Annotated in this window: 25 protein-coding genes; 14 read left to right on the top strand and 11 right to left on the bottom strand. The window is 40.0% G+C overall.

The window, feature by feature from the left end; translation table 11 throughout:
* The first annotated feature begins 742 nt into the window (after positions 1-742).
* Positions 743-1,171, top strand: a complete 429-nt coding sequence (locus N475_RS16560; protein ID WP_063365607.1) for a GNAT family N-acetyltransferase — start codon at positions 743-745, stop codon at positions 1,169-1,171.
* Positions 1,172-1,205: 34 nt separating this feature from the next.
* Here the strand turns inward: N475_RS16560 and yiaA are convergent, their stop codons facing one another.
* Genes yiaA through N475_RS16575 form a run of 3 tightly spaced genes read right to left on the bottom strand, consistent with a single transcriptional unit; the run spans position 1,206 to position 2,845 of the window.
* Entirely contained in the window at positions 1,206-1,667 is a 462-nt protein-coding gene (yiaA, locus tag N475_RS16565) for an inner membrane protein YiaA (protein WP_063365608.1), read from the bottom strand.
* Positions 1,668-1,669: 2 nt separating this feature from the next.
* Positions 1,670-2,485, bottom strand: a complete 816-nt coding sequence (locus N475_RS16570) for a DUF2145 domain-containing protein (protein ID WP_063358288.1) — start codon at positions 2,483-2,485, stop codon at positions 1,670-1,672.
* A gap of 12 nt (positions 2,486-2,497) precedes the next feature.
* Positions 2,498-2,845: a hypothetical protein gene (locus tag N475_RS16575; protein WP_063365609.1), complete on the bottom strand. Its 348-nt coding sequence runs from the start codon at positions 2,843-2,845 to the stop codon at positions 2,498-2,500.
* A gap of 114 nt (positions 2,846-2,959) precedes the next feature.
* On the opposite strand from N475_RS16575, the gene N475_RS16580 reads away from it, so the two are divergent.
* From N475_RS16580 to N475_RS16595, 4 genes are all read left to right on the top strand, one after another.
* Complete coding sequence (locus tag N475_RS16580; RefSeq protein WP_063358290.1) at positions 2,960-3,721, top strand: helix-turn-helix domain-containing protein; 762 nt, start codon at positions 2,960-2,962, stop codon at positions 3,719-3,721.
* A gap of 263 nt (positions 3,722-3,984) precedes the next feature.
* The gene (locus N475_RS16585; protein ID WP_063358291.1) at positions 3,985-5,028 is read left to right on the top strand and encodes a diguanylate cyclase; all 1,044 of its coding nucleotides are present in this window, start codon (positions 3,985-3,987) and stop codon (positions 5,026-5,028) included.
* 289 nt (positions 5,029-5,317) lie between these two features.
* Positions 5,318-6,376 (top strand): hypothetical protein, encoded by a 1,059-nt coding sequence (locus tag N475_RS16590; protein ID WP_063358292.1) that lies wholly within the window; start codon positions 5,318-5,320, stop codon positions 6,374-6,376.
* A 7-nt stretch (positions 6,377-6,383) separates the two neighbouring features.
* Complete coding sequence (locus tag N475_RS16595) at positions 6,384-7,433, top strand: hypothetical protein (protein WP_155732593.1); 1,050 nt, start codon at positions 6,384-6,386, stop codon at positions 7,431-7,433.
* Positions 7,434-7,528: 95 nt separating this feature from the next.
* Here the strand turns inward: N475_RS16595 and N475_RS16600 are convergent, their stop codons facing one another.
* The 7 genes from N475_RS16600 to N475_RS16630 form a co-directional block, all read right to left on the bottom strand.
* Positions 7,529-7,951, bottom strand: coding sequence for a hypothetical protein (locus N475_RS16600; protein WP_063358294.1), 423 nt, complete (start codon positions 7,949-7,951; stop codon positions 7,529-7,531).
* A 27-nt stretch (positions 7,952-7,978) separates the two neighbouring features.
* Positions 7,979-8,695: an SDR family NAD(P)-dependent oxidoreductase gene (locus N475_RS16605; RefSeq protein WP_063358295.1), complete on the bottom strand. Its 717-nt coding sequence runs from the start codon at positions 8,693-8,695 to the stop codon at positions 7,979-7,981.
* A gap of 16 nt (positions 8,696-8,711) precedes the next feature.
* Positions 8,712-9,281 (bottom strand): antibiotic biosynthesis monooxygenase family protein, encoded by a 570-nt coding sequence (locus N475_RS16610; protein ID WP_063358296.1) that lies wholly within the window; start codon positions 9,279-9,281, stop codon positions 8,712-8,714.
* Positions 9,282-9,289: 8 nt separating this feature from the next.
* On the bottom strand, positions 9,290-9,934 hold the full coding sequence (locus N475_RS16615) for an antibiotic biosynthesis monooxygenase (RefSeq protein WP_063358297.1): 645 nt from the start codon (positions 9,932-9,934) through the stop codon (positions 9,290-9,292).
* Positions 9,931-10,554 (bottom strand): antibiotic biosynthesis monooxygenase family protein, encoded by a 624-nt coding sequence (locus tag N475_RS16620; RefSeq protein WP_063365611.1) that lies wholly within the window; start codon positions 10,552-10,554, stop codon positions 9,931-9,933. Before N475_RS16620 ends, N475_RS16615 begins: the two co-directional genes overlap by 4 nt.
* Positions 10,551-11,066: a hypothetical protein gene (locus tag N475_RS16625; protein ID WP_063365612.1), complete on the bottom strand. Its 516-nt coding sequence runs from the start codon at positions 11,064-11,066 to the stop codon at positions 10,551-10,553. Before N475_RS16625 ends, N475_RS16620 begins: the two co-directional genes overlap by 4 nt.
* A gap of 89 nt (positions 11,067-11,155) precedes the next feature.
* Positions 11,156-11,578: a MarR family winged helix-turn-helix transcriptional regulator gene (locus N475_RS16630; protein ID WP_063358300.1), complete on the bottom strand. Its 423-nt coding sequence runs from the start codon at positions 11,576-11,578 to the stop codon at positions 11,156-11,158.
* A 355-nt stretch (positions 11,579-11,933) separates the two neighbouring features.
* Between N475_RS16630 and N475_RS26305 the strand changes: the two genes are divergently transcribed.
* The 8 genes from N475_RS26305 (at position 11,934) to N475_RS16670 (ending at position 17,940) form a co-directional block, all read left to right on the top strand.
* A complete protein-coding gene (locus N475_RS26305) occupies positions 11,934-12,122 on the top strand; it encodes a response regulator transcription factor (RefSeq protein WP_227008523.1) in 189 nt (62 codons plus the stop codon).
* A 2-nt stretch (positions 12,123-12,124) separates the two neighbouring features.
* Positions 12,125-12,589, top strand: a complete 465-nt coding sequence (locus N475_RS16640; RefSeq protein WP_063358302.1) for a hypothetical protein — start codon at positions 12,125-12,127, stop codon at positions 12,587-12,589.
* 135 nt (positions 12,590-12,724) lie between these two features.
* On the top strand, positions 12,725-13,657 hold the full coding sequence (locus tag N475_RS16645) for an aromatase/cyclase (protein ID WP_063358303.1): 933 nt from the start codon (positions 12,725-12,727) through the stop codon (positions 13,655-13,657).
* Positions 13,644-14,420, top strand: coding sequence for an SDR family NAD(P)-dependent oxidoreductase (locus N475_RS16650; RefSeq protein ID WP_063358304.1), 777 nt, complete (start codon positions 13,644-13,646; stop codon positions 14,418-14,420). Before N475_RS16645 ends, N475_RS16650 begins: the two co-directional genes overlap by 14 nt.
* A gap of 9 nt (positions 14,421-14,429) precedes the next feature.
* Complete coding sequence (locus N475_RS16655) at positions 14,430-15,728, top strand: beta-ketoacyl-[acyl-carrier-protein] synthase family protein (protein ID WP_063358305.1); 1,299 nt, start codon at positions 14,430-14,432, stop codon at positions 15,726-15,728.
* 1 nt (position 15,729) lies between these two features.
* Positions 15,730-16,893 carry a beta-ketoacyl synthase N-terminal-like domain-containing protein gene (locus tag N475_RS16660; protein WP_063358306.1) on the top strand — a complete coding sequence of 388 codons (1,164 nt, stop codon included), beginning with the start codon at positions 15,730-15,732 and terminating at the stop codon, positions 16,891-16,893.
* On the top strand, positions 16,890-17,171 hold the full coding sequence (locus tag N475_RS16665) for an acyl carrier protein (protein WP_063358307.1): 282 nt from the start codon (positions 16,890-16,892) through the stop codon (positions 17,169-17,171). The genes N475_RS16660 and N475_RS16665 overlap by 4 nt, the downstream gene beginning before the upstream one ends.
* Before the next feature lie 130 nt (positions 17,172-17,301).
* The gene (locus N475_RS16670) at positions 17,302-17,940 is read left to right on the top strand and encodes a 4'-phosphopantetheinyl transferase family protein (RefSeq protein ID WP_063358308.1); all 639 of its coding nucleotides are present in this window, start codon (positions 17,302-17,304) and stop codon (positions 17,938-17,940) included.
* A gap of 42 nt (positions 17,941-17,982) precedes the next feature.
* On the opposite strand, the gene N475_RS16675 is transcribed toward N475_RS16670, so the two are convergent.
* On the bottom strand, positions 17,983-18,597 hold the full coding sequence (locus N475_RS16675; RefSeq protein ID WP_063365613.1) for a cytochrome b/b6 domain-containing protein: 615 nt from the start codon (positions 18,595-18,597) through the stop codon (positions 17,983-17,985).
* 115 nt (positions 18,598-18,712) lie between these two features.
* Here N475_RS16675 and N475_RS16680 point away from each other — a divergent pair, with 115 nt between their 5' ends.
* Positions 18,713-19,141 carry a cytochrome c gene (locus N475_RS16680; protein WP_063365614.1) on the top strand — a complete coding sequence of 143 codons (429 nt, stop codon included), beginning with the start codon at positions 18,713-18,715 and terminating at the stop codon, positions 19,139-19,141.
* Positions 19,142-19,601: the final 460 nt, after the last annotated feature.

Here is a 19,601-nt window from a genome sequence, read left to right on the forward strand (position 1 = left end):
CTGTTTCATTACAGCAGATCAAAAAGCAGCACCAAATAGAATGAGAATACTGATGGAATACAGGATTGTTTTTTTGTTTTTACTTGTCACAGCTTTGTTTTCCTTTTTTATGTGCAACCTTTCTAAGACCCAATTAGTAAGTATTGCAGACCATGTAAATATTAAAATTCAATGGTTTGACGTCTAGTACTCTTTTAGGTTCATTTTTCTTTTCTTGTAGGGTATAAAAGGTGCTAACCCTCCAAAATATAGAGCACCTTCAATTACCTGGGGCTACAAGTAGAGATGTTCAAAGTGAGTGGCATATATCCATATCTTAAAAGTAGAGAATTCAGTATATAGAGTGATAGATTCTTCTCTCAAGCCTGCTTGGTATTTTTCGGTCCATATGATAGCGCTCGTAAAAACTTGGTGCGCGAGTGAGTTTTTCATCTATTGAGTGTGATCCAAATAATTGGTTGCTTCGTTTTATTGCATGAAGGGTTTGAAATGCGCTAAGCGCAGTAGGAGTCCACCCCTTCACCATTGCACTGAATACGCGCTCTTTAGAGCGCGTTTATTTTCTCAACACAATCAAATCTCAGACATTTTCACTTAGCCCTACCTCAGAGTTTTCTTCAAATGTTGCCAGTTTAGGTTCACTTCATCATACTGAATGAAGCACAGCTAATCTTATAATTGTTCCATGAAAGTACATTTGATTAGCTGTCAGCATTTTAAGAATTCTAAATGGAGCAGTGTTATGTCAAGCCTAGAAATAAAAGAAATAACGCCATTGACCACTCAGGAAACCACCCAAATTGCTAAATGGTATTTTGAACAGTGGGATTGCCACCGGGCTGATGCCAGTTTTGAACAAGTGCTCGAGTTGGTCACTGCAACCAAAGACAAAGTTGGCTTTTTCGTTCATTTTAACAACGAGGTTGCGGGTGCAGCAGAGATAAAACACCAACAGGGGGCCGCATGGTTAGATGGGATGTATGTAGATGAGCAATTTAGAGGTCTTGGTATATCTAATGCTCTAATCGAATACGCAAAGGAAAAGGCAGCAAATCTAAGTTGGCAACCACTATATTTAAAGTGTGAACCTCATTTGGTGGATTTGTATGAAAAGTTTGGATTTAAAGTGGTGGAGATGGATGGCGCCAAATCAATTATGAGATGTGAGTGATTTTGGTCGGCCAAATGAATGGCCGACCAAATAATTATTCACTGTCGACTACATCGTCTTGTGTGTCTGAAGTTGCCTGTGGTGCTTGTTGTTTCATAGCTTCGTTGTCTCTAATGTTTTTTTGTACTGCAACTGCAGCATAAAGACTCATTACATAAGCTATACCATAAAAGCCTTTTTCACTGAGTAATAGGTTTGCATTAAACAACCCAACACCAAGTAATACTACAGCTACCCCAGTAGAAACCATACTCAGTAGATGGTAAATTTTGGAGGTTGGGATATTTTCTTGTTTATCCCTAATACTCTTTTGTAGTGATACAGCGGAGAATAGTCCATACAGTAATACGATAAAGTAGTAACCTTTCTCGTTCAGCAACATATCCGCATTAAACAGACCAAAAGTATAAGTGGCAATACCAATTATCAAGACCGCGACAGAAGCAATATTAAAGGCTTTGCTCGGCGTATTTAAAGATTTGATAGGCTGTTCCATGGTTATATCTCCTTTGAATTCTGAATATTACTTAGCATTTTGGGTGTAATAACCGCTGAGTGTTCAAGTAAATTATGTTTTGCTAAATAGTCTTTAATTGTTGTAAATGTGGCAATTTTAACTTTGCCCTTATGATCTTTTTTGTAGATTTCATCTCTAAAAACACTGCCCAGTAACAGCTTAAAAGGGCTAATAGAGAGTGGCTGCGGATCAAAATATGCTTTTGTATTGGCTTTGAGCTGCGCCATGTCGGTTGTATTGTAAATGGCTGCGTTAATGACGTTTAATGTATGCTCCGTACAGTTTTGCCTTTTATTATTGAAAGGGTTAGCAATGAGCGAATAGCGTGGGTTATGCACTTTGCTTGGTACATCCTTATTTATTGCATCCAAAAGCTGTTTTTGTACAGCCAAAGTTGGAATTGCAATACCCGCTTTTAGCTCATCTACCGCCCAAAAAAAGTCAGTAGGATAGTCAATGACTAAGCTACTTTTAGCTGGGTCATCATGGAGCTGGTATAAGTTGTGTATTGCATACCCCGGCTTTTGCTCGCCATTTTCCATTGTAATTTGCGAATAAACGGCTAATGCAACATGCGTAAATTCTACTCCTTTAGGGAGCGTTTTTTGCGGCTGTCCGACCCGGGCAATAACAAAAACATGAGCACGTTTCGCTGCACTGTATCGTTCTACCTGTTTGGCGAATTGCGCTATTTCATTGGGTTGAAATTTAGGTTCGCCAGATTGTGTACTGCCAGCTTGCGCTTGTATGCTTTTCACCGACAGTGCAATGAGCACAATAGATAAGAATTTACGCATAGTAAGTACTCCTTATAATGAAGCTGAAGGCGGAGGCCCCGCGATAACAACCTCTTCGCAAATGGGCAAAGGCTTGTTGCTAGTTGACTTCATCATTGATTCAGCCGCCGCAACACTGGCTGATCCTGCGCTCAATGCTAATCCACCTGATATAGCCAGTGGAGCAGCAACAATGGCAGTTGATACTTTTGCACCAGCGACTGCGCTATCCCCAATCGTAAGTAAGCTATATTTACTCCCTTGGCTCGCATGGTAGCTTGCATTCGAAGCGTTTTCTGAAGCAAAGCTTAAAGGCGAAAATTGCAATGTGATTAAAGCAATACTTACGGTCAATGTACGTTTTAACTTTTGTGTGAACATCTGAAAACTCCAATTTCTCGTTGATGATTACTAAACTAGCAAACTGGACGGACTTGTATACTAAAAGATAATTTGTATTAATATCAGAAACCAAAGGTATCGATATTTAATACTATGAGTCAGATCCCATTAGTGTCAGGCACGATAAAGCAATTACTTAAACAACGACAATTGACCTATAAAGACGTTGCGGCACACCTTCAGCTAAGTGAGGCATCTGTAAAGCGGATGTTTTCGAATGAGCAGTTCTCTTTGCAAAAATTAGAGAATATTTGTGAGCTATTACAACTCACTCTGTGTGATTTGTTTGAGATTTCGCAAACCCAGCAAGCACAAATTAGTCAACTGTCGGCTCAGCAAGAACAAGAGTTGATGGACAACCCTAAGTTATTCTTGGTAGCGGTATGTGTTCGGGATGGTTGGCTGTTTGAAGATATTGTATCTCACTACCGAATAGATGAGTTTGAGTGTATTAGGTTGCTGGCGCGGCTCGATAAGCTCAATATGATTCAGTTGCTGCCCAACAATAACTATAAGTTGCTAATCGCGCAGGACTTTAGTTGGATCCCAGGGGGACCACTTGAGAAGTATATAGAGCAACAAGTAATCGGCAAGTTCTTACAAGGAGACTTTAATCAAGAGGATAGCTATCGGTTTTATTTAAGAGGTAGTTATAGTGACGCGACAATTTCTATCATTAAACGCCGATTACAGCAGTTAACAAAAGAAGTTGCTCAGCTAAACGAGCAAGACATAAAGTTACCGCTTAATAAACGACAAGGAGTCGGTTTACTGATGGCTATGCGTCCTTGGCAGTTAGGGCAGTTCAAAAGTATGTTGAGAGAATCACCTGATCCAGAGGGAGAAATTAGGTAATTTTTGTTTGTTGAATAAATTGCAATCAATAGTTCCTGTATTGGGATCTTATGTTGAAAAGGTATAGATAAATTATTCTTACATAATTCTTTGTACTTAATTCGTATGCAATTTTCATGTGGTTAGCCATTGTTATTAGAGTGTAAAAATCAGGATTGATTAATTTTTTCTAATTATTTAGTATTGAATTTATTGGCTCTCAGCGCAGAACAAAAATTAATAATACACGCCGTTTTTGTGCGAAACGGCTTGATGGGTCTCTTATGGAACAAAATAGCTCCTTCGCTCAATCGGCGAGTTGTTTAAAACAAGCTGTACCTTTTATGGTTAAGTACCAAATACCGTTGTCGCCAATGAATTATGCGCTTTGGTATTGCTATGTTTTGGGAAAAGAACCTGAATTAAATAAGAAGTTAGAACAAGTACTTGCTGAACACAGTACGTGTCCACCTGAGCAAGCAAAAGCTTTATTTGATGAGTTCCTGAGTGAGCAAGATTTGGCATTGTTCCATGAAATGTCAGATTTGGTTAAAGATACTCTGAATAACGTAGAAGTTGAGATAAACAATACGTTAAGTCGTTCAGAGGACTTTTCTGCTGTGTTGTCAGAATGCCATGTTGGCTTGCATCAGCTAAAAAAGCAGAATGTTGAAGCTGGTCCTGAAATTTATAATGACGTGCTCAACTATGTGTCAAAACTGACACAAGAGTCCATCGTGATGCAGCATAATGCTTTGTGTTTTCAAAAAAAGTTAGAAGTTGCATACAGTGAGATCAAACAGCTTCAAGTGACTTTGAGCGATGCACAAGCCAAAGCAAGTACAGACAAACTCACGGAGCTTTATAACAGAGGTAAGTTTGACGATGACATTGTTAAGTTTTGCAATGAACCTAGTTCATATCAAAAGGTGATGATATTTATCGATATCGATCACTTTAAGCAGTTTAATGATGAGTTTGGGCATCAACGCGGCGACGATGTGCTGCGAAAAGTTGCTCAAAAGCTACGGCTACATACCGAGATCTCTGGGCAGGCGTATCGTTACGGTGGTGAAGAGTTTTGTATTTTAATTTCATTTTCGAGCATTAGTGAAGCTGTCGGTTTTTCTAACAAAATCCGAGAAGATATTGCAAAACTCTCTATTAAGGACAAAGAGTCGGGTGAAGTACTAAAACATATTACTGCAAGTTTTGGTATTGCACTTTTTGGCAAAGAAATGAGTTGGCACAGCTTAGTAGAATGCGCCGATCGTGCCCTATATTTGGCCAAGTCTCATGGCCGAAATAGAGTAGAGGTTGCGGGCTAAATCATAAAACATACCTAAAAGGCCTCTCAAAGGCCTTTAATTAACTTTTCCTTAATTCTTCTCGAATTTTAAAATTCCTCTCTAGATATTTTTTGCATGATTTTTATACACCTATAAATCAACACATTAGACCAGTTTTTAACAAACTTTCGATGCATTTTAGTTAATAAATACGTAACAAAATTGTGTATAAAGTTTGATTTTTGAGTATTTACTTGATAAACCTTGATGAGTTGAACACGAAGTTATGTTGTGTGTTGGCGTATTGGATACAACAATAGGAGCATAAATAGTGAAATTATCAAACCACATACTCATTATTAGTTTATTAGTAACGATATTGTGTTTAAGTACACAAAGTCAGGCAAAAGCATACAAAACGGTGTTGATTCATGGTTTTCAAGCCCAGCAGCTGTTTACCATTGATTCCGGAAAACTAGAAAGTGATGCCGAGTCTTATTGGGCGGACTATTGGGGGCCATTGGCAGACGAACGCATTGATTGGCCTTCATTTGAGCGTGTTGAGGGTAAGATTGCCAGTGATTACCTTTGGCCAAAATTAAAGTCGATGTCTGAGCAAGGTACCTGCGCATCTGGGTGCATTTTTCTAACTCATTCAACTGGGGACTTGATTGCGAGATATATCATCGATAATCAGGCAAACTGGCTAGAGAATGCGGGACTCCAACCACTTAATATTGTGGCTACATTTGATGTGGCTGGGGCTGGTGGTGGAAGTGAATTAGCAGATGTTGCTGTGAATGTCGCAAATGGTGCATCTAATCCACTCACCGAGGCTGCTATCAGAGCGTGGTTAGGACGCTCAATTGGTGAAACTCTGGGCGTTTTAAACGATCTAAAAGTAAATAATGCACGACAGATAGCCAGTTTCCCTGATAGTCGTACTCCGAGACTGCGTTTTATCGCTGACGGTGACTTGTTTCTTGGGGCGACTAAGTTGTTTTTGCCCGGCAAAGATGACAGTGTTGTAGCAACGCATTCCGCATGTGGTGCAAATCAAGCTGGCTCTTTTGATAGCTGCAGTTTGAATATTGCGACAGATGGGAAGGTTACTTCTCAAGATAAAGGCGTTAGACACTTCTTACCATATCACTACCCAATGTTAATGAGTGATAACTATGATCACCTTTCCATTATTATCGACCATGCTAAAGGCAAAGTAACTGCTGCGAATACGGCAATTGATATTGCTCCGAATAAACGGGTCGCTTTTAATACTTATACAAAAAATGAAGGTTTCTGGCTTTGGAAAAAGCAGTATACCTATGTGCGCAACTCAGACAGCCAAAGTATGTCAGCACTAATGTTTGCTGCGCTACCTGAGTAGTTAAGTTATGAGAATACTGGTTCTTTCGATGATGATAAGTGCATTAGTTGCACTTATCATCTGGTTCTCAATGACTCCAGATGTTAATGCTGAGTCTATGGTATTAGGTGAAACAAAACTGGTGGTAACTGTTCCTAAAGTGATAGAAGAAGAGAAAGTAACCACACTAGCAGCGAGTGAGCCCAATGACCCCGTAGAAAAGATGCAAGTAGAAACAGCTGCTCAAAATATAGCAATCGGCTATCGTGAGTCTTTGAAGTTTGCACCTTATTCTCAGCCTCTAACGGTCAATGATAAAGATAGGCTCAATCCAAATAAGTTTATTCCGATTTCCACACCTATATTTGGAGAAGAGCAACCAGTTTCTTTGTCTCTGAATAAGTTTCGATTTATCAAACCTGAGCCTGTAGAGGTATGGTTAGAAGGCGATGGCATTCAAAGTGCGCAAGTACAAGTAGGCATTGTAGGTGAGAAAAACACGGTTTACAGCGCAGAATTACAAGTAAACGGAGGACGCGCAGAGACAACATTAGCAGCGATAAACTTACCAATTGGAGACATCAGTGTTAAAGCTATAGCTGATATTAATGGGCAAGAAGTGATTTTGGTCGCCCATGCAAAATACATGAAACCGAGTGCAAAATTAATTAATGTTGCTAGCGTGGCGGTAGAACAAAGTGATTTGTTGATATCACTTCAACTAGATGTACAAGAGGCGGGCATTTACCGTGTAAGGGCAAACCTTTACGATGGAGAATTGCCTCTGGCTCATTTGGTTGGTAAGCGCAAACTAGGTACTGGGAAGGAGTTTATTACGCTTAAAGCCCATCAAAGTGTCATCCCACAAGCTGCAAAGGCGCTAGAGTTAAGAACATTTGTAGTGGAGCGTATGTCGTCTATTCCTGGTGAAGGTACGCGTTACGGCACCAGTGAAATAACAGACGCGGCTTTGCCAGATGTTGATATTTCAAAATTGGACCGTACGCCCTATACACCGAGTGAAAAGGAGCTGGCAAGTTTAGCATTCTTGGAGCAGTTAGCGGGCGCTAAAAATTAAGTACAGAGTACACATGCAAAATTGCGCCACTGGCATCACTGCTTCCTATTTGCTGCATCATGAAAAAAGTGGTGCTAAGTTTGCACCACTTGTTTCTATTCAGATATTGGCTGCTTACTGTCGATTGCGCTAGATTGCGAGAAACTAGTTTTTGTACTGCCGTATTTTATTAGCCCATACAAAAACAATAACATGGACGAAATAGCGAAGACTGCACCTACCTTTGCAACATTTGTCGAGCCAAATAGGACAAATATAGCCATGCCTCCGGACAAGAAGAGTACGGCTACATGCGCACAGTAGAAATGCAGTTTCGCTAATTTGGTCGAAGCTAAATCTGGGAGAACAAAATAGACAATGCCAAATATCGACATAGTGACCCATCCAAGTAAGTTCAAGTGGCCATGAGCGGCCTTAAATAAATAGTCGCTGGTGGCTGCCATATAGACGCCCACTGACATGGCAATCAGCCCGTAAAATGCGGCCGATAGCATAAACTTCATTCCTAGCTTATTCATCAGTAACCTCTTACCTAAATATGTGGGCTATTTACGCACATTCATCATTTGCTCGATGACGCGACACTTCAGTGTTATTTGCTCTATAACCACGGCATCTGAAAGTTGCGATAAATAGTCTATAGAAGTGCAAATGTCTTGGGGGTCTATCATCTGCTCATCCGCAAGACCTGAAGGTTTACCCATATCTGTATTTACTACATCTGGACACAGTGTGGTTACTTTAACGCCACAATCCAAAAGCTCTTTTGCAAGAGATTGCGCGTAGCCAACAAGCGCAAATTTACTTGCAGCATAGCCACCAACGGGCGCAAAACCTTGTAGACCAGTAACGGATGAAATAAACACAATGCGCCCTTTGGTATCTTTAATTGCAGGTAAACAGATATTGGTTAGCTGCTGTGCGCCAACAACATTTATGTCAAAAAGCTCATGCAACTGGCTTTTTGCAACGATACTCGTACCATAGTGAAATATGCCAGCGCTATGGACGAGTAAGTCTAGGCCGCCCATCTGAGCGATTGTTGCTGTAATTTGGTCTGATGACTCAGCAACATCGCGAATATCGCAGATAATCGTGGCGACCTTAATTTGGTATTGGGATTGCAATGTTTCTGCTAAGTCTTCAATGTCAGCTTGGTTTCTGGCAACAAGAATGAGATCATTCCCTTGCTTTGCCAGTGAACTTGCGACAGCTTTTCCGATGCCTCTGTTTGCGCCGGATATCAGTGCTACTTTGTTCATTTTAAATTTTCCTTAGTTACCATGACTTGCAAAGTGCTGGATGCAATTTGTACTGCAAAGAGCGTTGTTTGTGGGATGAATAAGATTCCGCTTCTATGGCTTTAGTAAAGGTGCTCTCTGACACCCAATGTGCAACATTTATCAGGTTGTACTTTGGGTGAGCAGTCAGCGCTTGGAACAGCCTTGCGTGCACAAAACCAGGTTTGTGGATCAAATCGTCTTTTGCTTTATCCCACATATCAATCACGTCTGGTATTTGCTGTGTCGTGATCTCAAATGGGTTGATAAGCCAACAGCCTGATTCAGATGTGTCTTGAAATTGACCAAGTTCAATGGCAATCCGACAAGCAACACGGTCATGAGCACAGTAAAAGCTTGGATCAACACGATTGCTGATTTGCTTTACCTCATGCTCAATGTCAGCGCCTTTGTAGACAACTAACACGTCATAAAATGCATCCTTGACCTCTTTAAATTTGGTATATATCTCTACACCAAGCTCTGAGCTATTGAAGAGGTTATCGGATAAACATCTACACAACCTGCTTATGTTATCAGTCGTATAAATATCAATGATGTAGTTCATGATGCCCTCTAGCTAGGCTGCTGCTCAGGAAGCACAGACAAAAGCTTGTTTGATAGATATAGAGAAAAATTATCTTTGAAATCGTCGACTATTTTGAAAAACTCTTCGGTTTTCAAAGATGTTGAAAATAGCTCCGCTGATTTCCATTCTGGCATATTGATGAATTTTATTTCTGAGCTTGGGTCGACAGTTTGATATAGGTGGGCACTTACATAACCATTTTTATCCTTCATAAAGTCTTTTGCGTTATTCCACATTGAAGCGTATGCATCCATGCGCTCAGGTTCAACGGACACGACATCTACCAACACCATGTTTTGATGACCAATAGTGTTGAGCTCGTCATGACGAGCATCTGAACTTCGAAGTTCAGAGGTAAAAGCAGTAAACTTAGCGTTGCTTTGCTCGAGCAAAGCTTTGATCTCAGCATTTGATTTAACGGCGGATCTGGCATTTAGCCATGACTCTTGATCCTTCCATTGGGTAAAACTAGTCAACTGATAATCAGCAGTAGGGTGAATAGACTCAAATGTCTCATACAGATTAGCAGCAATAAAACCACTATGTTTACTGAGTTCTTTGCTCACTGTTTCCCATAAAAGGCGAGTTTGTTTTTTATCTTCTGTTTCTATTAAGTCTATAACTTGAATCATGCTGGTATTTCCTTTTTTGTGGTTGATGCGACTGAGTTTGAGAAGCAAATTGAAAATGTATCTTCAAACTTTGAAATGATTTCCTTGAAGTCTTTCCCTTCAAACTGGCTCATAAACAATGCCTCACTTTGCCAATTAGCGCGGCTGAAAAAGTAGTATTGGGCTGTTTCGTCCAACCGTTTATAGAGGTGAGCATTAACAAACCCTTGCTTTTCTAACATGTGCTCTTTAGATTGGTCCCACATAGATGCATTGATATCAGATTCTTGTTCACTGATCCTATAAGGGTTTGTGACGACTAAATTTGTTTGCGTTTGAATGGCATTAGCTTGAGTGCCAGAGTTGATAATTTGATAAATATTATTGTGTTCATGTAGTTGGCTAGGTGGTAAAAACGTATAGGCTTCGTCATTGTTAATGCTCGATTGGTAGTTATTTTTAGACGCCCATTCAATAATACTGACTAGATCGTATCTGCTGCGATTAATGTTTTTATATACTTTTAATAGTTCGGCAGATATAAATCCCTCTAACTTCTCAAGCTTTTTTATACATTTTTCCCAAGCCTTTTGGGTGTCAAAAGGCTGATTTGTGTTTAGTAAATCAATTCTGTATATCATGATATAATTCCTTTGTTTATTTCTGGTAAACTGCAGATTGCGATTTCACTGGTGCTATCAAACCCGCCTTTTACTAGGCCCTTCTCTTGAACATATGAAAATGCATTTTCAAGCTCTTTTATGCAGGACCAAGTGGCAATGTTTATAAAGTTGAAGTTGGATTTTTCGTCGTCTGTTTTATATAGCCTGAAGTCAATAAACCCAGTGCTGTTTTTCATGTGTGGTAAAATTGAAAAGAATTGGGATAAAAATTTGTTTGAATCTTGATTTTTAATTTTGCATAGAGTTATTACACAAAATTTAGCGTTTTCCAAGCGCTCTTTATTTACATGTTTATTTACTAATTTATAGAGGCTTGAGTTTTTACTATATGTCTCTCTTTTGAAATGGAACTCATTGAAATTGGAATTATTGTATTTGTGTTCGCCTTTAAATTCTCCCTTTGTTTTAGTGAGCTTTAAAGGCGATGACATATCAACTTTATCTTTGATCAAAGTTATTCTTAAAGACATATAACTCTCCAATGGTGAGTGATTTATGTCGAATAAGGTAACGTATTATCTTTTATTCTATAACTGCTCCATAGTATAGTTTTTAAAATTCATACATCATTTACTGATTTTAAAAGTTGCAGTAGCACTTTTTGGTCTTTTTGTTCTAACTTATGTAAAACCTGATCGTTGATGTTTGTTGCAATTTGGGTCAGGGGTGCCTCTAACTCTCGACCCTTATCAGTGAGGAAAATCCTAAAAACCCTGCGGTTCTTTGGGTCAAGTCTACGCTCTACTAAGCCACATACTTCTAGTTTATCTAGCACTCTAGTCGTCGTGTAATGGTTTGTTTGACAGCCATTAGTGAGATCGGTCTGAGTTTGACCTTCCTGCTCCCATAAAAGCATTAAAGTTGGCCAATAGGCCAATTTTAGATCAAACTTCTTGAGCTCTTCTTCTAGCATAGATGCCATTATTTTACTCAAGACTGCAATATGCCAGCCCAAACTGTCATTTTTCGAAAATTTATCCAAAACAATACCACCTCATAAAAGTTGATATAGATCATTAATTTGTTCATTAAAAATTGGCAAAAAACTTACCAATTTTGTGATGAACGCTCTTGTACAACGGGCCTGTCATACATTTAGAGTAAGTGTACCACATGATTGAGCAAATGATAATTTAGCATTTACAACTATTGCAGATGCAAATGTTGTGGTTATAATTAAAACAATCTCTACACAATTTAGAAACACACTCCATACAACATGAACAAATGGAGATATGTTCTGCTTTCGTTGCTGTAGGGATAAAAAAGGGAACTACTTAAAAGGAGTCAGTTCTGAGCCAAATACTAGCTCTTAGGAGAGAATCATGAAGGACAATATGACAAAGCGCCAAAAGCAAGTTTTAGACTTAATTCTGCAGGGTTATAACAATCGACAGATTTCCAATCAGCTTTATATATCGCTTAGTACAGTGAAGTTTCACTGCAACAATTTATATAAGCTTTATGGAGTAAATAGCCGATTCCAAATGTTTCAAAAGGCTATCAATAACGATAGTAGGGTATAGCAATGAAAGCAAAAAAAATAGCACATAAAGTGGCTGGTGGTATAGCACTAATGACTTTGATAGTTTTTCTATCAACAACTTTGTATTCCGAACTAACCGGTAATTATGCATTAATTGCACAAGTTAAAAGTAAAATTTTGATGCCTGGTTTGTTTATATTAATACCATGTTTGATAGTGACTGCAGGGTCAGGTTTTAATATGGCAAGAGGAAGTAAAAATAAAAAGATTAAAGCCAAGGCTAAAAGAATGCCATTCATAGGTTTGAATGGACTATTAGTGTTGATACCTTGTGCTTTCTATTTGAACTACTTAGCTCAATCTGGAATTTATGGTTTTGAATTTTATTTGGTTCAATCTATTGAAGTGATAGCAGGGTTGGTTAATATTTCTTTAATCTCTCTTAATATTCGTGATGGACTGCGCTTAAGCAGAAAGCCCACTCCAAAGCAACAACCTGTACTATAGTATAGTTTATTATATTTTTATTATTTTGAGGCGCGAAAGCGCCTTTTTTATTGCTTAAAAACAGTACTGCCGACCAGTTGTTTATTCAGTTCATTAATTAAATAATTTTAACATCAATTAAAAACAGGAATAACCATGAAAACTGATCATAATATAAACGTGGATTGTGATGCTGAATTAGCATTTTCTTTTTGTTTAAATGTAAATAACTGGCCGTCGGTATTTCCTCCTTGTTTGGCCGCCAATGTGGTATCTGAAACTCAAACCGAGCAAGTGATTGAAATAACTGCAATTGCGAATGACAGTATCCTGTCTTGGACTTCAAAGCGTGAAATTGACCGCCAAGCTCGGTCAATTTCCTTTAATCAAACTAAGCCTTCACCACTTTTGAAATATATGCGCGGAACTTGGCAAGTATCGGCTCTAGACAATGGCTGCTCAATCGAATTAATACATGAGTTTGAAGTGAAAGAGGAAGTTGCTGGATTAGTGGAAGGTGTTGAGACACGTGAACAGGCCATTAGTTACATGCTCGAATGTATAGAGCGTAATAGCAATAAAGAGTTGAGTGCAATTAAAGAAGCGATAGAAAAACAAGCTCTAAGCCATGAGTTTGAAGCTTCAATGATTTTACCTTATTCAAAGTCGGCTGTATTTCAGTTGCTAAGAGATGCCAAGCATTGGCCGCAACTATTACCACATTGTGAAGAAGTACAAATGCATTATCAAGACCATGAAAACCAGGAGTTTACCATGGTTGTAAAAGTGGAAGACAAGGAAGAGAAAATTCGCTCAATTAGAAAAGTAGAAGGTGGCAAGATCTCATATTTCCAGCCATCACCGCCGCCTGCGCTATTAGAGCACCAAGGCTATTGGACTGTGAAAGAGGTTGAGGAAGGAGTTGAAATCACTTCTTGGCATAACATTGTGATGAATGCCGATTTTTGGACAGACACAGCCGTGGAACAGGCTAAGGCGAAGATTGAAACCGCAATTAACAACAACAGTATTGGCACTATGAAAGCCATCGAATCAAGTTTAAAAGGAACTGAACATGCAACAGCGTAACGTACTCATTACTGGAGCTTCTCGTGGGATTGGGAAATCAATCGCGGAGTTTTTTATCAAAAATGGTGACAATTGTATTTTAGTGGCCAGAGACAATGAACGATTACAAACCGTGGTTCAAGAGCTAGCGACGGATTCATCTAAAGTATCTGGATTCTCTTGTGATGTTGGTAATCCTCACCAAGTAAACGAGCTCTTTAATAACGTGGAAAGAGAAGTCGGCCACATTGATATATTAGTTAATTGTGCAGGTCGTTCAGGTGGAGGCGTGACGGCCAATATTACTGATGAGCTATGGCTTGAAACTATAAATACCAACCTAAATGCGGTGTTTTTTGTCACCAGAACTGCATTGCAAAAATCGCTCATTAAAGCGGGTGGTAGCATTATTAACATTGCATCTACAGGTGGGAAGCAGGGGGTTATTCATGGTGCACCTTATAGTGCTTCAAAGCATGGTGTGGTTGGCTTCAGTAAAGCGTTGGGCTTAGAGCTGGCGCGAGCAAATCAAGATATTACGGTCAATGCGGTATGTCCGGGTTTTGTTGAAACAGAGATGGCCGAGAAAGTACGCAATAATTACGCACGTATTTGGGATGTTTCAGTGGAAGAAGCAAAATCAAGAATTGAGGCTCGAGTGCCTGTTGGACGATATATTGAGCCAAGTGAAGTTGCCGGTATGGTGATTTATCTCGCTTCAGAGCATGCCAGAGGTATCACTGCGCAGGCACTGAATGTGTGTGGTGGTTTGGGCAATTACTAGGAGGTTGGTATGTTGAATCAACAACACTCTAAACAGCGCAGGGTTGTCGTTTCAGGGATGGGCGTGATTGCGCCTAATGGACTTAATTTGGAGTCATTCTGGCGTAACAATCTTGCTGGCAAAAGCGGTGTAAAAAATGTGAGTCAGTTTGATGTGTCTGAATTTGACGCGCAGATTGCGGGTATTGTCGAAGGATTTGATCCCAGCGAATTTGGCCTAACAGACACGCAAATTGACACTTTAGACCGTTATGCCCAATTCGCACTTGCTGCGACTAATATGGCCGTTGAGGATGCCGGACTCACTCAAAGCAATGTCGACAATGAAAGACTTGGTATTTGCATTGCAACTGCGATTGCTGGCACAAAGTTTATGGAAGAAGAGTTCCTGCGCCAGACGGACAATGGCAACGCGCCATTTAGTTTGGATGGTGTGTCACTAAATTTATTGTCAGGCGCATGTTTTCATACTGCGACATCAGAAATAGCTAAGACGTTGAACGCTTGCGGACCACAACAAACTTTGGCAACGGGTTGCACTGCTGGATTAGACGCTATTGGCCATGCATTTAATACCATAAGAGCGGGTTTAGCTGATGTGATGATAAGTGGTGCCAGTGAAGCGCCCTTAACTCCTATTGCATTTGGTGCGTTTGATATTATCGGCGCACTAACAAGCGATTCAAATGATAACCCAGAAGCAGCTTCTCGGCCTTATGATACGTCTCGCTCTGGGTTTGTTCTCGGTGAAAGTTGTGGGATATTTGTGTTGGAAGAATTGTCACATGCTATTGCCAGGAATGCCCCGATTTATGCTGAATTAAAAGGCTTTGGTTCTACTTGCAATGCATATCATATGACTAATTTACAGCCAGAAGGACATGACCTCCACCGGGCTATGGTTGCTGCACTAAAAGATGCGCAATTGACTCCAGATAAAATTGATCATGTTAATGCCCATGGAAGTTCAACGCCTCAAAATGATGTGAACGAAACCAATGCACTGAAAAAGACGCTGGGAGCACATGCGTATAAAATACCAGTTTGTTCATCTAAGTCACAAATTGGCCATGCTTTGGCAGCGGCAAATGCGGTGGAGACTATTGCTGCAATTTTGGCCTTGAAATACCAACAGGTACCACCAACGATCAACATGCAAAAGCCAGATCCTCAGTGTGATTTAAATTATGTCGCAAATCATGCGCAATCTCACAAAATTGAGAATGTGTTAAAGGATGCCAGTGGTTTTTCAGGCATTCATAGTGCATTGGTGTTTGGTAAGTGTGATACACAAAGCTTGGGAGAATAACATGGACAATGAAGTTGCAATTACGGGTATTGGATTATTCTTACCTGATATCAATGACCCAGAGGCTTTGTGGCAGGCTTGGTGTCAAGGCGATTCAAAATTAACGCGTGCACACACTGGTATCATAACGGAATTTGTGCCTGAAGCTCAGCTAAAAGGACGTATTCCCGCGCGAGTTGGTAACAAGCTGGACAACTTTTCAAAATTTGCATTAATTGCTTCTGAGCGAGCAATGAGTGATGCCAAGTTACCGATCGATAACTTAGATAAAGACAAAGTTGGAGTATTTGTAGGCAACGTTTTCGGCGGATGGCAATATACCGATCGTGAACTTCGTAATTTGCATTGTGAAGGCCCAAGAGCGGTGAGCCCGTTTCAAGCCACTGCATGGTTTCCTGCAGCTGCGCAAGGCCAAATATCGATCACTCATGGTTTTAAAGGTTATTCAAAAACGTACATGTGTGACCGTAGCAGCAGTCTACATAGTATTTCTGATGCCGCATATCACATTGGTCAGGGCCACATTGACGTTGCTATTGCTGGTGGTACAGAGTGTATCAACACAGATTTTGTACTGGCGGCACTGGCGCAAACAAGTGAGTACACCGGTCGCGGAGAGTTTAATCCATTCTCTAAACAGAGCAATGAATTAGGGTTTACTGAAGGCGCTGTTTTTTTTGTGCTAGAAAGTAAGCGTGCAGCTCAATCTCGAGGCGCTACCATTTATGGTTATTTGGGAGACTCTGCCAATGCGACTCAACCTACAGATGCTGATAAATACACCAGTGCAGAACAACCATTTATCCGTAATTTTAAAGCGCTTGGCGCACAGCCAGATGTTATTTTACCTGATGCTTGTGGCCTTTATGACGTGGATAAAGCTGAAGCCCTAGCCATCAGTGAACTATACCCAAACAGTAATGTGGCCGTACCTAAGCGTATTTTTGGCCACGGTTTAGGGCTTGAAGGCGCGTTGGATGTTGCATGCGCCTGCTTGCTTTTGAAGCATCAGAGTTTGCCAAAAGGAGAGCTAGAAAATGCTTTCACACAATTGACGGCTCAATCTAAAAATTTAAAAGACAATATTGATCAAATACTTATAAACACCGCTAGCTTAGGTGGTGCAATCAGCAGTCTAATTATTAAAAAAGGAACTTCACTATGATTAACAAAGAACAAGTAACAGATATTGTATATAACGCGATATGCGCATATTTAGATGTTGAGCGCGCTGAATTAAGCGATACATCGCAGCTTGAGGACGAGTGGCAATTGGACTCTACCGAAATGGTGTGTGTTGCTGTTGATATGGAAAAAGAACTAGGGTTTAAGTTGAGAGGCTTAAAATTCAGTGAGTTAGAAACCATATCGGACGTGATAAATGAAGTTCTGCGTATCGCGGACCTTCATGAGGCTCAAGAGCGAGCGGCGGAAGTTGTATAAAGTTTATCACCCCAGTAGCTAACCATTTCAGAAGAGCTACTTGAGATTAGTGTTGAGCAAAGAGGCCAGTACTTTCAAGAATTCTCCCTTGACAGTACTGGCCTTTTATTTCTAATAATGACCGGTGTTTATGTACAATTCAAAACTCACGATTCCTTCTCAACAAGCTAGCGTTTATGTCTTTAAACAGTTACCGATTGTGAAAGGCATTGGGAAAAAGGCATTGGCTATCTTACTTAAGTATTTATACCCACAAAGCATCTTGTGCGTTAAAACCAATAAAAGTGGCAAACCTTATATTGTCGACGAATATGGCTGCATAACGCATCTGCATGTGAGTATCTCTCACAGTAAAATGGCGCTTGTAATCGTGCTTGCACAAACAGAATGTGGCATTGACATTGAATACTTACGGTATCCAGAAAAAGTGTCAAGTGTATATGCTTGGATAACGCACCCGGAAGACAGGGTTAAAGATCTGACTTCAAACGTATTTTTACGAACTTGGACACTGAAAGAAGCTTGGCTTAAATTGAAATCATTGGGCTTAGAGTTTGGGATGGACAACATTAGATTCTGCGCAGTGGATTCTACCAATAGTCAACAGCTAATCAACATTAACCAAGAGCAGCTCTATACTTACTTTTTTTCCGTCACTGAGTCAGACCAGACCTGTGTGATAAGTGAAGAGCCATTGATGATACAACTAGTCGATATGACTTTGGACACACAAATCGACTTGGTCACACCAAGTTTATCATTCAGCTAAATTAACCTTGCGCCAATATGACTGAGGCGCAAGGCTGTGTGGTTAACCCAAAATTAGCAAACTAGTTGTGACAGCGCCAGAAACAATCAAAACTAAAACGGCCCTAATCATGGAGACAAAGTAGAGGTTTTGTGTGTCTGATAACTGCTGTTGAATACCTGAAAACATTGCTTTAACAAGTGGCTGAGCTTTCAATTTGTAAACAATGATAGCGCCAACATGCATTGTTACCATGACAAGGAGTAACCTAGCTCCAGCATCATGTAACCTTCCAATGGTATTGAGATGCTCCTTGATTAGTAAGTTTTCCAATGGTGAGATAAGTCCAGCCATTATGATACCAGTGATACACTGAATAAATAGAGCTGCAATCATCGCGATTGCCATCCAGCCCCCAGCAGGGTTGTGCCCAGGCTTTTTGGGGTAGCGACCAAGTAAGTATTGAATGACTGTTTTTGGCCCTTTAATAAAGGAGCCAAAACGACTTGATTCACTGCCAACAACCCCCCATAACAACCGCCAAACTATGAGTGTAAATAGGAGAATGCCCAATGGTTCATGTGGGCCAGTACCTTTAAAGCCTGAAAGCACCAGAAGTATAAATAGAAGCGCTTGAAGCCAGTGATAAATACGTGTAGCGAGATCCCAAACTTTCATAACATATTCCTTTGCACTTAATTAAATTTGCAAAAGCAATCATTGCAAATGCAACAGTTAAATATTAAACTTTGGATACTGGATTTGCAACCACCAATCAAGGAGCAATGAGAAGATGGTTAAATTCACTCAATGGATAATCGCTTTACCTTTATTAGCTTCAGCACAAAGCGTAAATACGACAGTGGAATCAAGGCAAAACGCATTTGAATCGATAGAGACTCTGGTTGACGAAGCCGAGGACCTTTTAGATTCAAGGGAGGTAAAGTGGCAAAAGTTATTGGCGGTTAGTACCAAGCTAAATGTGCAAGGAGAAATTGTACTGAATGCCTTCCCTCAGGGGAGCCATCAAAATAGTCGTGCTAAATCGAGGATTTGGGAAAGGTGGGGGCATTTTGAAAGTATGATGTCGCAAATGGACCAAGGCTTTAAAACGCTACAAAAGGGCAGTGAATCGCAAGACGCCCGTATGGCTCTTCGTGGATTAGAGACTGCTGCCGATACTTGCCGAGATTGTCATAGAAGTTACCGCTCATTTTGGTAATAAAGCCAGCTGTATTGCGTTACTAGTGACAAGCTGTGCTTAATTCACGCATGAAGCTTACTGGCGAGTGTATTTGCGCCCATAAAAGCGTTCTGTAGAAATGACTGATAGTATATCTAGGCGTATATAAGAGGTATTTCTTTTGCCATTGAGTCAAAAACTTTGCTACTCGAATTTGGTTGAGCGATAAATCTCTGAGGGAAAACATATAAAATCAAAGCTGATTGGCGCACAGGCATTGATAGTGAAAGTATCACCAAAAAGAATGTTTAGCATACAAACTGAAGTGCTCGAAAAGAGAAATTGGGAGCTATAAAAGTTCAGATTTGCTTCAATAGATGGGCTGTTCGAAGTTTCACGAATTAAAGAAGCGCTGTGAAAGCAAATCAAGAGGTAATACAACTCTTTTTCTTTGAAGTATTTAGATATTAGTTATTTTGCGAAGACTGTACTTAAAGCA

The sequence above is a fragment of the Pseudoalteromonas luteoviolacea DSM 6061 genome (assembly GCF_001625655.1).
Classification (GTDB): Bacteria; Pseudomonadota; Gammaproteobacteria; order Enterobacterales; family Alteromonadaceae; genus Pseudoalteromonas; species Pseudoalteromonas luteoviolacea.